We start from the raw sequence: 15,754 nt of genomic DNA on the forward strand, positions 1-15,754 counted from the left end.
TCCTTTTAGTAAATGGGATATAACTTAGAATATGATTATTAATATAACCATACATACCAACAGGGGTTAATTAACACACCTGAAGACTTTAAAATTTGTATTCAAATCCACCCTGAATAGTTCGGCCACGGCTAGCAGAAAATGACAGTGAATCGCCATAATTAACCAGATAAGCACGATTACTGATATTTTCTATTGAAGTACGTAATATCAAATTATTTGTTATTTTATAGCTGGCATATAAATCAAACACTATGTATTTCGGCCAGTCAGCGACATAAGCCGTACCTGGATAGCCATAACCATTAAGCACTGATAAATCTTGATACCCACGGTTATAACGGATTACGGTACCAAAATCTAACAGTTTATTTAATGCTCTTCCCCCCAACGTTAAACTGCCACGATCGCCCGGTAAATAAGCGGATGATCCGAATACCGCCCCATGTCTACAGAGAATGAAATCATTAAGATGGTTACCATCGACACCATACATTCCTATCCCTTTTGTATTTTTAACCGATTGAATACCGCCCAACCAGGCTGGTTTTGAGCAAGTATCGTTATGACCTATCATTCGGGTATAATTCAGACTGGTATAAAAAAAACCGGCATCGTAACTTAATTGATATTCCAATCCGCGAAAGCGACTTTTAAGTAAATTATTAACGTAAGCAGCATAGGCAAATGATTGGCTTCCGCGCAGAGGTAATGCTCGCTCTAATTCCAAGTTGATATAGTTCGTCACCCGGGTATCAAAGTAGGCCATTTTTGCGCCAAATTTATCGCCGCTAATGAATAAATCTTCCTGTTGAATATTCAACCCAGATTCCCAGGTGCGGGAGCGCTCTATGGCCAGATTAGGATTTGGGAACAAAAAACCCGAACCGTGGGCACTGCCGGTAGCCAGAGTTTCTGTTATACCCGGTGGCCGCCATGATTGACCGTAGTTGCCAAAAAACTCCAGCCATTGCACTCCTGGCTTCACCCCAATGCCCAAGGTTGGCAATATTTGCTGCTCATGGCGATCAACATCCCAAGTCATTGTCACAGGGACTTTTTTACAGGTATTTCTTTTTCCCCCGCCATGTTGGGGGTTACATGGGTTTTGCCGTGTATAAGGCATTTTTGATGTGTATAGCCAGGTATGCCCTTGTAATCGAGAATGTTCGAAACGCAGCCCGCCATCCAGCCGTAACCAGTCATCGTAGTGGTAATCAAACTGAGTGAAAACGCTAGTCAGACTGCGCTGGCCAGACGGAGTCACACCCTGCATGAGATCTTTGTTCGTGTGGCCGCTGGAACGATCGCTAAACCAATCCATACCATATTGAAGGCTCAATAAATGGTTATCCGGCAGCATGAAACGTTGAGTATTTTGTAGCTGGAGACCGCGCGTAGTTAAACGCGTGCGAGTGGTATATTTCCGACAGAAAATAGGATCAGAACACAAAGTATTGGTTTTATCATCGGTATCAACGTAATAGGCTTTTGCCTTGGCATCCAACCAGGGTAGATGCTCGGGCTGTAAGCTGTAATCCAATCCGAAATTCTGCGTTATGACATCGCTAATACTGCTGGTTTTCCAGCCGACGCCGCTTTTATTCGGTGAGTTTTTTACACTTACCAGAAAGCCGCCGTTAGGGCTGCTTACCTGAGTTTGCAGGTAACTGGCAACCAAACGCTGCTCCGCAGGCAAGTTCCAGCCCACTTTAGCCAGTCGGGTATGCATTTGGTAGCCGGAATTGAGCACTTTCATGTGCTTTAACTCATCACCGATTGAGTTTTTCCCCTTATTTCCATATCCAAAACGTAGCTCGCCCAGACTACCGATGTTTCCCGGCCAATAATCACCAAAGTTCCGCTCACTTATGGCTATCAATAAATCTCCGGTTTCATGACCAAATGCCAATGTTCCGCCACCTATAAATCGGGTACCGTTATCGCCCGTTGTGGCTCGCAGATTACCGCCAAGCTCTTTTCCTGGCTCAAGAAAATCCGCCGCGTTTATCGTATTAAAAGTAGCAATACCGCCAATTACGCCGGCGCTACCGATACCGCTGGTCGGCCCTTTTTCAATCACCACATTGCTAAGAATATCCGGATCAATAAACATCACGCCGTTACGTCCGCCGTGGCCACTTTTCATAAAGTTTTGCCGCATACCGTCAATATTCATATTTATACGACCAAAATCTTGAATACCGCGAATATTGACCGATAAAGCAGGATCTTGTTGGTCTACGGCAGAATAGACGCCCGCAGTCTGCTCCAATATATCAGCCGCATGGCGGGCAGGACGGTTATCTAATTGTTCTTTAGTTATTTCACTAACAGAGCGAGGTTCATCATATATCCAATCGTCAGAATATTGCAGACCGCCACCTTCTATTTTTAGCGGTTCTAATACCACATTATTATCATCTATCTTTGAAGAGGGGATATTAACATCAAGCTGTTCCGAGTAACTTTTATCACTAAATAAATAAAAAATAAAAAAAAGAATGATACTGATTAAACCATTAGGCTTAATTTTATTCACATAATTATTATGCATATTTTTGCTTCATCCTTGGAAAAATAATGCGGCAGCCAACTTAGTTATTTCACTAAATCAACAGTTTAAAAATAAAGTCTTACATTAGCGCTTTATTTATATTTCAACAATTGAGAATGATTATCATAATCACTTAATGAAATAAACTCAACTTCCTACAGGAAGAAATAAAGAAATAGCGCCAATGAATGACAGTAAATGTGAATACTCGCCCTAATGCTAAAGGAATGAATGGTTAATTATCGCAGATGAACCCAATATATTAATTAAAGGGATGTTTAATTACGACTGACAGTTAGCCTATAGCTAACATATTCACAGGGAAGGGAATATTTGGCAATAAAGCGGATGGTAAGCGTGCCATCCGCAATGCGTAAGGAATTAATTAAAACAAACGCTCTTTAGCTTCAGCAATGGCTGATGCCACCTGCAGTGGCGATACGCCGCCCTTGGCCACACGTTTATCCAGACAGGATTGTAAAGCCAGTATTGGGTACACGTCGTCGCTAATAATGGCGCTGAATTTTCGCAAATCCTGCAACGGCAACGCTTCCAGTGCTTTACCCTGACGAATGGCTTCAACCACCGCTTCGCCGACAATATGATGCGCTTCACGGAAAGGCACGCCTTTCGCTACCAGATAATCCGCCAATTCGGTCGCATTCGCATAACCCTGCTCGGCAGCTTCTTTGCAACGCGGACGTTTCACCTGAATACCATCCAATACCAGCGCCGCCATATGCAGGCAATCCAGCCAGGTATCCAATGCGTCAAACAGCCCTTCTTTATCTTCCTGCATATCTTTGTTGTAAGCCAAAGGCAGGCCTTTCAATGTCATCATCATCCCGGTCAATGCGCCTTGTACACGGCCACATTTACCCCGAATCAGTTCCAACGCATCCGGGTTTTTCTTCTGCGGCATCAGGGAAGAGCCTGAAGTGACGCGGTCAGATAAATCGACAAAGGCCGCTTCGCCACTGTTGAAGAAAATCAAATCTTCGGCAAAACGAGAGAGATGAACCATACCAATGCTGGCATTTGACAGTAATTCCAGCACATGGTCGCGATCGGAAACACTATCCAGACTGTTGCGGGTCGCAGAAGCAAAACCCAGCCAATCGGCCAGCTGTTCGCGATCGATGGCGTAAGCTGTTCCCGCCAGCGCTCCACAGCCCAATGGGCTCACGTCCAAACGCTTTAAAGTGTCTTGCAACCGACTTTCATCACGAGCCAGCATTTCGCTGTAAGCCAAACACCAGTGAGCAAAGGTCACCGGCTGAGCGCGTTGCAGATGGGTATAACCCGGCATGACCGCGTCCTGATTGGCTTCCGCAGTGATGACCAACGCCTGTTGCAGCTGGCGTACCGCCGATTGCAGCTCCGTCACTTGGAATTTGCACCATAGTTTTAAATCGGTAGCGACCTGATCGTTACGGCTACGTCCGGTATGCAGCTTTTTACCTAAATCGCCGACTTTGGCAATCAGTTTGGTTTCTACCCAGCTATGAATATCTTCCGCATCGCTGGTCAGAATGGCTTGTGGATCGGCCTGAACCTCTTCCAATAATACGGTCAACGCCTGTTCGAGTTGTAATTGCTCTTCGGCGCTCAACACGCCTACGGTAACCAGCGCTTTTGACCAGGCAACAGAGCCGAAAATATCCTGTTCTGCCAATCGGTAATCAAACCGCAGAGAATCGTTAAATTGCTTAAACCGCTGATCTGCTGCCTGACTGAACCGTCCGCCCCACAATGCCATAACTTGATTTCCTTAAACTGATAAACCGATAATCCTGATAAACGATGCTAAAACAGTGAGATGCGAGCGCAAGCAGAGCTGCACTCGCAAAGGTCACCGCATTACTTCTTCGCGTTCAGCGCACGAATACGGGAAGACAGCGAGAACAGACGGATAAAGCCGCCGGCGTGGCTGTGATCGTAAACTTCATCTTCACCGAAAGTAGCAAACTCTTCGGAATACAGGCTGTTAGAAGACGTTTTCTGAATTGCAGTCACCTGACCTTTATACAGTTTTAGAACCACTTCACCGTTAACTTCCTGCGCCAATACTTCGGCCGCAGCCTGCAAGGATTGACGCAACGGGGCGAACCAACGGCCATCGTAAACCACGTAGGACATTTCCAGACCTAACTGCTCACGCCATTTAAAGCTATCGCGATCCAGCACCAGTTGCTCAACGCCACGCAGCGCAGCCATCATGATGGTGCCCCCCGGCGTTTCGTAACAGCCACGGGATTTAATGCCAACCAGACGGTTTTCCACGATATCGATACGGCCAATACCGTGTTTAGCGCCCAGCGTATTCAATGCATCCAGACATTGGAACGGGCTCATCGCTTTGCCATTAACCGCAACCACTTTGCCTTTTTCAACGGCAACGGTGACCAGCTCAGGTTCGTCCGGCGCATCTTCTGGCGCTACGGTCCAAACCCAGCAATCTTTGTTTGAAGCATTAGCCGGGCTTTCCAACACGCCGCCTTCAGTAGAGATATGCCACGCATTCTCGTCACGGCTATAGATTTTTTCCAAGGATGCCGTAGTCGGAATATCACGCTCTTTCAGGTAATCCAGCAGCGCTTCACGGGAACGCAGATCCCACTCACGCCAAGGCGCAACCACTTTCAGTTGTGGCGCCAGCGCGGTATAGGTGCTTTCGAAACGCACCTGATCGTTACCTTTACCGGTCGCACCGTGGGCTACCGCATCAGCACCCAGTTTCAACGCTAGCTCAACCTGCGCTTTAGCAATTAACGGACGCGCCATTGAAGTGCCCAGCAGGTAAGTACCTTCGTACAGAGCGCCCGTTTGCAGCACTGGATACACGTAATCTTTGATAAATTCTTCACGCAGGTCAGCCACATAGCAGGCTGAGGCACCCGTTCGCAGCGCTTTTTGTTCAATCCCTTCCAGATCGGCACGTTCCTGCCCGATATCCGCAACGAAGGCGATCACTTCGCAGTTATCATAGTTTTCTTTCAGCCATGGAATGATTGCCGAAGTATCTAAGCCGCCGGAATAAGCCAGAACAATTTTGCTGATGCCTTTAGTTTGCATTTTCATTTCCTTGAATCTCAATTCAGATAAAACAATAGAAGAAGAATCTGTAATCACCGGAGCGACGAGGCTCAGGCCAGAATACGTGTACCTATCGGTACCCCGTTAAACAGAGCAGGAAGCTGGTCAGCATGACGCCAGCTGGCAATATCCACCGGACGCCCCAGTGAACGGGCTGCATCCAACGCCGCGTTCACTTTCACCACCATACCATCAGTAATAATGCCCTGAGCAATCAGTTGCTCTGCTTTTTGCGCCGTCATTTCGGCAATGCGTTGCCCTTTGCCATCCAGAATGCCGCTAACATCAGACAACAGGATTAAATCCGCGCCTAAGGTTGCCGCCAGCGCGGTTGCCGCCTGATCCGCATTCACATTCATTAGCTCGCCAGAGGCGGTAATGCCGATAGAACTAATGATCGGCATGTAGTTAGCAGCCAGTAGGGTTTGTACTAACGTCGGTGAACCCGGTTGAGCACCTCCAACGTGACCCAACTCCGCATCTAGCGGCGTTACTGTGACCGTATTACCATCGCCCAAACACAGGCCAACGGCGGCGATATGATGTTTCACCGCCCAGGCTAACAGGGTTTTATTGGCAGTCCCCGCCAGTGCACCGGTGATGATGTCGATCTGGTCGGCCGGCGTCACCCGCAGGCCATTTTTCTTCACGACAGGCAGAGCCAGTTTTTTCATCAAGTCGTCTACCAGACAGCCGCCGCCATGCATAATGACCAGCGGACGCTGATGCTTTTCGCGGTAGATCACCAAGGCATTAAACAGGCGCTCCAACGCCTCTTCGCTGTCCAATAACACCCCACCTAATTTAATGACTAACGGATTCATCATGGTCTGCGCCTCAATTGCGTCTTGAAAATATAGGGGTGAGCGAGAATACGTTGCGGGAGAATTTCGCTACCGTCCCTGATTAAAGCAAAGCCTGAGTTTCCGGGAAACCAAAGCGTATATTCATGCACTGAACAGCCTGAGCTGCCGCGCCTTTCAGTAAGTTATCTTCCGTCGCGACCACAATCAGATGTTCGCCCTGAACCGAAAAGCCGATATCGCAAAACGGTAACCCAACCACGGCTTTCAGTGCGGGAACGCCCTGCTGATACAAACGCACCAGAGGTTTATCCTGATAGGCGTTGTGATAGGCCTCGGCGATATCCTGTGCGGTGACGCCAGCGTTTAGGCGACAGGTAATGGTAGCCAGAATGCCGCGGGCAAAATTCCCCAGATGCGGAGTGAAAATGACCGGCGTACCCAAATGAGCCACAATTTCAGGCTGATGACGATGAGTAAACAAGCCGTAAGGCTGCAAACTGACTTCGCAGAAGCTGTTGCCGACGCTGGCTTTACGCCCCGCGCCGCTCACGCCGCTTACTGCATTAATCACTGGCCACTGTTCCTGATTTAGCAAACCGTTTTCTACCAGAGGCTTTAACGCCAACTGGGATGCCGTGGGATAACAACCCGGCACGGCAATCAACTGAGCTTGTTTAATTTTATCCGCCTGCCATTCCGCCAGGCCGTAAACTGCCTGCTCCAGCCATTCGGCATGCTGATGTTCAAAACCGTAATAAGTGGTATAAAAATCAGGGTCCTGTACGCGATACGCACCGGACAAATCGAATACTACGCAGCCCGCCGCTAGAAATTGCGGAGCCAAATCGTGGCTAACTTCATGAGCGGTTGCCAGAAACACCACATCCACGTTTTTCGCAGCTTGAGCCACATCAACCAAGGGTTGCAGCGGTAAATCGATGATGCCTTTTAACTGCGGGTGCAGATCGGAAAGCAATTTTCCTGCATCTGCACTTTGCGCTGAAACCGTTAAACCGGTTATGTTCATATGTGGGTGACGATTCAGGTAAGCCGTAAGTTCAGCTCCGGCATAACCGCTGGCACCAACAATCAGCGTATTCAACATGGATTCAGTTCACCTTCTGACTAACTGTACATAAGTACGCAAAACGAGTTGCAGGGTTTATCAGCAAGTTTTTACTGTTTCCCTACGCGATTGAGCATTGACATTTTCGTAAATTCAAGGGCGTTTCTGGTTCCCTTACGCTCATGCTTGCTGTATTTTCATTCAAATAGTTATTCACAATAACTGCATGAATATTGATACTACCCTAACCAAAGGCTGTCAACAGTGAAGATGAAATTACCTCCATTTATTGAGCTGTACCGGGCGTTAATCGCAACGCCCTCTATTAGCGCAACCGATAGCGCTCTGGATCAAAGTAATGAAGCGTTAATCAACTTGTTGGCCGAATGGTTTAGCGAACTAGGTTTTCGCGTGGAAATCCAACCAGTGCCGGAATCCCGCAACAAATTCAACCTGCTGGCCAGCATTGGTGAAGGCAGCGGCGGGCTGCTGCTGGCGGGTCATACCGATACAGTACCTTACGATGAAGGCCGCTGGACGCGCGATCCGTTCACTTTGAGCGAACATGACAACAAGCTGTACGGTTTAGGTACTGCGGATATGAAAGGCTTCTTTGCCTTTATTCTGGATGCGGTGCGCGATATCGACGCCAGTAAACTGACCAAACCGCTGTATATTCTGGCTACCGCGGATGAAGAAACGACTATGGCCGGAGCGCGTTATTTTGCGGCTTCCACCCAACTACGCCCCGATTTTGCCATTATCGGCGAGCCAACCTCGCTGAAACCGGTGCGTGCCCATAAAGGCCATATTTCTAGCGCTATTCGCATCGTGGGTCAGTCCGGTCACTCCAGCGATCCGGCGCGCGGCGTCAACGCCATAGATCTGATGCATGAATCCATCACCCATTTGATGGCGCTACGCAACACATTGCAGGAGCGTTACAACAATCCGGCCTTCAATATTCCCTATCCCACCATGAACTTTGGCCACATCTCCGGCGGTGACGCGGCAAACCGTATTTGTGCCTGCTGTGAATTACATATGGATATTCGCCCGCTACCGGGGCTGACGTTGAGCGATTTAAGCGAATTGATGAATGAAGCGCTGGCACCGGTGAGCCAACGCTGGCCGGGTCGCTTGACCATCGACGAGCTACACCCGCCGATTCCGGGTTACGAATGCCCAACCGATCACGCTATGGTGGCGGTGATTGAGAAACTGCTGGGCAGCCGTACCGAGGTGGTGAATTACTGCACCGAAGCACCGTTTATTCAGCAGGTATGCCCTACACTGGTGCTTGGCCCTGGCTCGATTAATCAGGCACATCAGCCAGATGAATATATAGACACCGCTTTTATTGAACCGACCCGCGAGCTGATTTCCCAGTTGGTCGATCACTTCTGCCAGCAGTAAGCAAGCTACCCGAACGCATGTGTTATCGGGTAAGCACGTGTTATCAGATAAAAAAGTGGATGGGAGATCGCTACCCATCCACAGATAGCCCATTTCGATCAATATCGATGATTAGCCAGACTGATAACCTGCGACCAGTAATTAAATTTCAGAAATACCCCCAATTTTGATGTTTTTTTGCTAAAAATAGTGTCAATTGGGTTATTGGAATTGAACGCGGCGAGATTCGTAATCAGTCTCAGCCTCTTGGGTGAAATTAATTTACAAAAAGAAACCATAAAAGGTTATACCTCTAATTATGAGGGTTATAGGCAAGCGGCCAACAAACGCATCCGATGAGCTTACTCTGGTCAGCCATTCACATGAGCGAGCGTAACCAACATGTCTGTAACCTCAAATACGCAGGGTATATATGGGTCAGGGGTCATATGAACGAACAATATTCCGCAATGCGAAGTAACGTCAGTATGCTCGGCACACTACTCGGAGACACAATTAAGGAAGCGCTGGGCGAGCACATCCTTGACCGGGTAGAAACCATTCGTAAGTTATCTAAATCTTCGCGAGCCGGTAATGAAGCGCACCGTCAGGAGCTGCTTTCGACGCTGCAAAACCTTTCTAACGACGAGTTATTGCCCGTCGCTCGTGCGTTTAGCCAGTTTCTTAATCTGACGAACACCGCTGAGCAATACCACAGCATTTCGCCGCATGGTGAAGCGGCAAGTAATCCAGAAGCCTTGGCCCAGCTGTTTAATCGTCTGAAAGATAAGAATCTAAGCAATAAGGATATGTGCAAAGCGGTGGATGAACTGTCCATCGAACTAGTTCTTACTGCGCATCCAACCGAAATTACCCGCCGTACTCTGATTCATAAACTGGTTGAAGTGAATACTTGCCTGAGCCAGTTGGATCACAATGATTTAGCCGATTACGAACGCAACAAGATCATGCGTCGTTTGCGGCAGTTAGTTGCACAATCTTGGCATACCGACGAAATTCGCAAACTGCGGCCGTCACCTATCGACGAGGCCAAATGGGGTTTTGCCGTTGTTGAAAACAGTCTGTGGGAAGGGGTTCCGGCTTTCCTGCGTGAATTCAATGAGCAGTTGGAAAATTCTCTCGATTACCGACTGCCGGTAGAAGCGGTGCCGATTCGCTTTACCTCGTGGATGGGCGGCGACCGCGACGGCAACCCGAACGTTACCGCCGAAGTCACCCGCCACGTTCTGCTACTCAGCCGCTGGAAAGCGACCGATCTGTTCTTGCGCGATATTCAGGTGCTGGTTTCCGAACTGTCGATGTCGGAATGTACACCGGAACTACGCAAACTGGCCGGTGGCAAAGAGGTGCTGGAACCTTATCGCGAATTGATGAAACGAATTCGTACCCAGCTAATCAACACCCAAACTTATCTGGAAGGCCGCCTGAAAGGCGATCGCGTATTACCTCCGGAAGATCTGTTGATCAGCAATGAACAACTGTGGGAACCGTTGTATGCCAGCTATCAATCGCTAAAAGCCTGTGGGATGGAAATTATCGCCAACGGCCAGTTGCTGGATACGCTGCGCCGCGTGCGCTGCTTCGGCGTGCCGCTGGTGCGTATCGACGTTCGTCAAGAAAGTACCCGTCACACCGATGCTATTGCCGAACTGACTCGCTATTTGGGTCTGGGTGATTATGAAAGCTGGTCAGAATCAGATAAACAAGCGTTCCTGATTCGCGAACTTAACTCCAAGCGCCCGCTGGTACCATTAAAGTGGGAGCCCAGCGCCGAGACTCAGGAAGTGCTGGAAACCTGCCGGGTTATCGCCGAAGCGCCGGAAGGCTCCATCGCCGCTTACGTGATTTCCATGGCGAAAGTCCCTTCTGACGTACTGGCCGTGCATTTACTGCTCAAAGAAGCCGGTTGTCCATTCACTCTGCCCGTTGCGCCGCTGTTTGAAACTCTCGACGATCTGAATAACGCCGATGACGTGATGAAACAGTTGCTAAGCATTGACTGGTATCGCGGCCTGATTCAGGGCAAACAGATGGTTATGATCGGTTATTCCGATTCAGCCAAAGACGCGGGTGTCATGGCCGCTTCGTGGGCGCAGTATCGTGCTCAGGATGCCTTAATTAAAACCTGTGAGAAAGCCGGTGTCGCTTTGACGCTGTTCCACGGTCGCGGCGGTTCTATCGGTCGCGGTGGCGCACCTGCTCATGCGGCGCTGCTCTCCCAGCCTCCGGGTAGCCTGAAAGGTGGCCTGCGCGTCACCGAGCAAGGCGAAATGATTCGCTTTAAATTCGGTTTACCTGAAGTCACTATCAGCAGTCTGGCGCTGTACGCCGGGGCGATTCTGGAAGCCAATCTATTGCCACCGCCGGAACCGAAGAAAGAGTGGGTCGAAGTCATGGATCTACTGTCTGAGGCATCCTGTGATATGTATCGCGGCTATATTCGTGAAAATCCTGACTTTGTGCCTTATTTCCGTGCGGCAACGCCGGAACTGGAATTGGGCAAATTGCCGTTGGGTTCTCGCCCGGCGAAACGCCGCCCGAACGGTGGTGTGGAAAGTCTGCGCGCTATTCCGTGGATTTTCGCCTGGACGCAAAACCGCCTGATGCTGCCCGCTTGGCTGGGTGCCGGGGCCGGTTTGCAAAAAGCCATTGATGCAGGAAAACAGGATGAGCTGGCAACCATGTGCCGCGATTGGCCATTCTTCTCCACTCGCATCGGCATGCTGGAAATGGTCTTCGCTAAAGCCGATCTGTGGCTGGCTGAATATTACGATCAGCGTTTGGTCGACAAAAAGCTCTGGCCGTTAGGTAAGCAATTGCGCGATCAGCTCGCCGCCGATATTAAAGTGGTGTTAACCATCGCCAATGACGATCATTTGATGGCCGATCTACCGTGGATTGCCGAATCTATCGCGTTACGCAACGTTTATACCGATCCATTGAACGTGCTTCAGGCGGAATTACTGCACCGTTCCCGTCAGCAGGAACATCCGGATGCCCGCGTTGAACAGGCGTTGATGGTGACTATTGCTGGCGTCGCCGCAGGTATGCGTAATACCGGCTAGTTTCTGATGGGGGAGCAATCCCCCAAATGATGAAATCGCAAAATCGTTATTGTAAGGACGACAAAGGGGCTAATTAGCCCCTTTTGCATATTGAAATCTATAATGTCGACAATAAGTTAAGGCCTAACACCCAAAGTATGGCAAATGGCGTAGCTCATTTCTGCCCGATTCAGGGTATAGAAATGGAAATCCTTTACTCCTTCGCGGCTCAGAATTTTCACCATATCCATAGCGATAGAAGCGCCCAGCATTTTGCGCGTCTCAGGGTCGTTATCCAGCCCTTCAAATACGCTGGTCATCCAATGAGGAACGCGCACGTTGGTCATGGTGGCAAAGCGCTGTAGCTGCTTAAAGTTGGATACCGGCAAAATTCCCGGCACGATTTCTACGTCAATTCCCGTCGCCACACAGCGATCGCGAAAACGCAGGTAACTTTCTACGTCGAAGAAAAACTGAGTAATGGCACGGTTAGCACCGGCATCAATCTTACGCTTAAGATTAATCAAATCCGCCTGAGCGCTCTTAGCCTCAGGATGTACTTCCGGATAAGCCGCCACGGAAATATCAAAATCGCCGACGTCTTTCAGCAAAGCAACCAGATCGGTTGCATACATTTCCGGCTTACCGCTGCCCTCCGGCAAATCACCGCGTAACGCCACAATATGACGAATGCCATTGCGCCAGTAATCCTGCGCAATCTCACGCAGCTCACCCGCCGAGGCGTCAATGCAGGTCAAATGCGGTGCAGCATCCAGACCGGTACGCTCTTTAATGTCTTTAATAATGCTGTGAGTACGGTCGCGCTCACCGGAGTTAGCCCCGTAAGTCACTGAAACAAACTTAGGTTTCAGTGTGCTTAAACGGTCAATCGAGCTCCACAGGGTGTCTTCCATCTCGCTGGTACGCGGCGGGAAAAACTCGAAAGAGACGTTAATCTGACCCTGCAACTCTGCCAGACTCTGATTCAGCGCTTCCCGCTGGTTTGCGTGAAAAAAACTCATACCCTGTCTACCTCGTCACCCATCGTTATCGATATCGCGGTTTAGTTTCTCCGCATTTACCATTCTAAGCGTCCATACGTTTAGACGTCTAGATAGAAAATGACCGATCTTATCGCTGGAGTCAACGCTTATATTAGTTTAGCCCGATGATTAATCTTCACTCAGTACACGCAGGAAATTCATGTGTATAAAAACGGGCAAACATGCTCGAAATGAGCCGCGGTAGACAGGGGAAATAACAGAATATTGATATGAATAACAGGCCGCTAGCCAGATAGAAACTCTGAATAGCGACCTGCCAGAAGTACGATTACAACAGCTGAGACAAACGGTTCAAATCGGACTGGATAGCGCCGGCGGTTACGTCTCGCCCCGCTCCCGGCCCGCGAATCACTAATGGGTTATCACGATACCAACGACTTTCAATGGCAAACACATTATCGCATGGCAATAACGAGGCCAGCGGATGTTCAGGACGAACGGCTTCCACGCCAACCCGCGCTTTACCATTGGCATCAAAACGCGCGACGTAACGTAATACCAGCCCCATTTCGTTGGCCGCCTCCAGACGCTGAATCATTTGCTGATTTAACGCTTCGCCATTTTCGAAGAATTGATCGACAGAACCTGTCTCAGTACCCGCAGGCACCAGGGACTCGACCCGCACTTGATTAGGTTCGATGTCGTAACCCGCTTCGCGAGCCAGAATCACCAGTTTGCGCATGACATCCTGTCCGGAAAGATCGACGCGCGGATCGGGTTCGGTTAATCCTTGCTGCCACGCCTGATCCACCAGCTCGGTGAAAGGTACTGTGCCGTCAAACTGTAGGAACAACCAGGATAAAGTACCGGAGAAAATGCCGCTAATTGCCAGAATGCTGTCACCGCTGTCGCGCAGATCCCGCACCGTATGGTTGACCGGCAAACCGGCACCCACGGTGGCGTTGTACAACCAATGGCGACCCGTTTTGGCGAAAGCATCGCGAATCTGTCGATAAGTATTGCTGCTGGATGCGCCCGCCAGCTTATTGGCGCTAATCACGTGGAAACCATAGCTGGCAAAGTCCAGATATTGCTCCGCCAGCGACTGACTGGCCGTGACATCCAATACCACCAAATCATCGAATGGATGCGCACGCATCCACAGGAAAAGTGATTCTTCATCCTGCTCTTTGGCTTCATCATCGTAGAAAGCCAAGGTGCGGCTGGCGTCCAGCCCGTCGTAACTCAGCAAGCTGCGGCGGCTATCAACCACACCTGCCAGTACAAATTCGAATCCGCTGCGAGCCGAAATGTTTTTTTGTTCGCGGGCAAAGAGCTCCAGCCAGCGAGCACCAATATTACCTTTGCCGAACAGCATCAGCCCGATACGTTTTTCCGCCCGGAACAGAGTCTGGTGTAGGCCTTGAATCAAATGTTGGGTCGGCCCCAGACGCAGTACCGCAACGATGCTGATACCGTCTTCGGCCTGCCAGATAAACTCAACCGGCTGATCTTTAAGCTGTTGATAGAAACGATGGCTGTGCAACGGATTCTTGCAAACGCCTGCGCCTACTAATGCCACCAGTGCCAAGCCTTCCCGTAGCGATAATTTCCCCGGCAGCGTGGCATCTTCCAACACCCGCAGGGCGCTATTGACGACTTCAGAGGTATAGCAAAGCTGCAATAGGTTACGATCGGGATGAATCCCCGTCGCTAACGGTTTGATTTGTGAGCGTTTCAGCAGCAGGTCTATCTCTTTTTGCGCCAGCGAGAAATCGTGGTGACGGGCTATCTGCAATTCAATCAGGCAGACATCATCATGACTGGTCACTATTTTTGCACCGGTGCCTGATGCCAGCACGCGTTCGATGCGAGTAGAGCCTTGCTCCGGCTGGTAGCTACAGCGCAGCTGCAAATCGATATCACTGCCAGAAACCGGCTGCAAAGTACGCGTATGCAATACCGGCGCAGCCAGACGCGCCAGCTCGCTAGCTTCATCCAAACGCAGCAACGGCAACAAACAGGCATCTTTAACTTTGCGCGGATCGGCGCTATATACGCCAGCGACGTCACTCCAGATGGTTACCCGCTCGGCGGCGGCCAATGCCCCAACCTGAGTTGCCGAATAGTCACTGCCATTACGACCAAGCAGTACGGTTTCACCTGCATCGTTACGCGAGATAAAACCGGTGACCACTAAACGTTGATGAGGATGTTGCGCCAATAGCTGTTGCAGCAGCGGATAAGATCGCCCTTCGTCGATCTGTGGCTGTGCTGCCCGCTCTGCCCGCAGGAAGCTGCGCGCATCCAGCCAGGTGGCATCCATATCCTGCTTTTGCAGTACCGCCGCCATCAGGCGCGCTGACCAGATTTCTCCATGGCCAACCACTTCGGCATAAATAGCATCGTCAACGCGGTTATCCAATAATCCAGCCAGACGCTCCAGATCCTGAATAAAGGCTGCAATCAACGGCTCGGCGGCCTCCGGTGGCAATAATCCATTAATCAAATCCTGCTGATAGCGGCGCAGCGCTTGCTGCACCTGATGCGCAGACAAACGATCGCTTTGGCTTAGTTTTAGCCAGTTTATCAATTGGTTGGTCGTACTGCCTGCGGCAGATACCACCATTAAATCACCCGGTTTACTGTAGTTGGCCATAATTTCGGCCACTCGCAGGTAACACTTCACGTCAGCAAGGCTGCTACCACCAAATTTATGCAGTTGACGCCCAGTGACCGCCCCTGCTATCGCTATTGCATTCATG

General features: G+C 49.9%; 9 protein-coding genes. 2 read left to right on the forward strand and 7 right to left on the reverse strand.

Annotated elements, in window-relative coordinates; translation table 11 throughout:
* Positions 1-88 precede the first annotated feature (88 nt).
* The 5 genes from DBA33_RS17295 to argC all read right to left on the reverse strand — a co-directional run bounded on the left by DBA33_RS17295 (position 89) and on the right by argC (position 7,564).
* A complete protein-coding gene (locus tag DBA33_RS17295) occupies positions 89-2,557 on the reverse strand; it encodes a TonB-dependent hemoglobin/transferrin/lactoferrin family receptor (RefSeq protein WP_064514523.1) in 2,469 nt (822 codons plus the stop codon).
* A 385-nt stretch (positions 2,558-2,942) separates the two neighbouring features.
* Positions 2,943-4,316 (reverse strand): argininosuccinate lyase, encoded by a 1,374-nt coding sequence (argH, locus tag DBA33_RS17300; protein WP_064514525.1) that lies wholly within the window; start codon positions 4,314-4,316, stop codon positions 2,943-2,945.
* 101 nt (positions 4,317-4,417) lie between these two features.
* Positions 4,418-5,632, reverse strand: a complete 1,215-nt coding sequence (locus DBA33_RS17305) for an argininosuccinate synthase (RefSeq protein ID WP_049601613.1) — start codon at positions 5,630-5,632, stop codon at positions 4,418-4,420.
* Between the two features lie 71 nt (positions 5,633-5,703).
* Entirely contained in the window at positions 5,704-6,480 is a 777-nt protein-coding gene (argB, locus tag DBA33_RS17310) for an acetylglutamate kinase (protein ID WP_179207947.1), read from the reverse strand.
* Between the two features lie 79 nt (positions 6,481-6,559).
* Positions 6,560-7,564 (reverse strand): N-acetyl-gamma-glutamyl-phosphate reductase, encoded by a 1,005-nt coding sequence (argC, locus tag DBA33_RS17315; protein WP_064514527.1) that lies wholly within the window; start codon positions 7,562-7,564, stop codon positions 6,560-6,562.
* A 231-nt stretch (positions 7,565-7,795) separates the two neighbouring features.
* Here argC and argE point away from each other — a divergent pair, with 231 nt between their 5' ends.
* A complete protein-coding gene (gene argE, locus DBA33_RS17320; protein WP_064514529.1) occupies positions 7,796-8,941 on the forward strand; it encodes an acetylornithine deacetylase in 1,146 nt (381 codons plus the stop codon).
* Between the two features lie 428 nt (positions 8,942-9,369).
* On the forward strand, positions 9,370-12,006 hold the full coding sequence (gene ppc, locus DBA33_RS17330; protein ID WP_064514531.1) for a phosphoenolpyruvate carboxylase: 2,637 nt from the start codon (positions 9,370-9,372) through the stop codon (positions 12,004-12,006).
* Between the two features lie 116 nt (positions 12,007-12,122).
* On the opposite strand, the gene metF is transcribed toward ppc, so the two are convergent.
* Both metF and DBA33_RS17340 read right to left on the reverse strand, forming a co-directional pair.
* Positions 12,123-13,007: a methylenetetrahydrofolate reductase gene (metF, locus tag DBA33_RS17335; protein ID WP_049601603.1), complete on the reverse strand. Its 885-nt coding sequence runs from the start codon at positions 13,005-13,007 to the stop codon at positions 12,123-12,125.
* Positions 13,008-13,317: 310 nt separating this feature from the next.
* Entirely contained in the window at positions 13,318-15,753 is a 2,436-nt protein-coding gene (locus DBA33_RS17340; RefSeq protein ID WP_064514532.1) for a bifunctional aspartate kinase/homoserine dehydrogenase II, read from the reverse strand.
* Between the last annotated feature and the right edge of the window lies 1 nt (position 15,754).

This window comes from Yersinia sp. IP36721 (assembly GCF_003634395.1).
Taxonomy (GTDB): domain Bacteria; phylum Pseudomonadota; class Gammaproteobacteria; order Enterobacterales; family Enterobacteriaceae; genus Yersinia; species Yersinia entomophaga.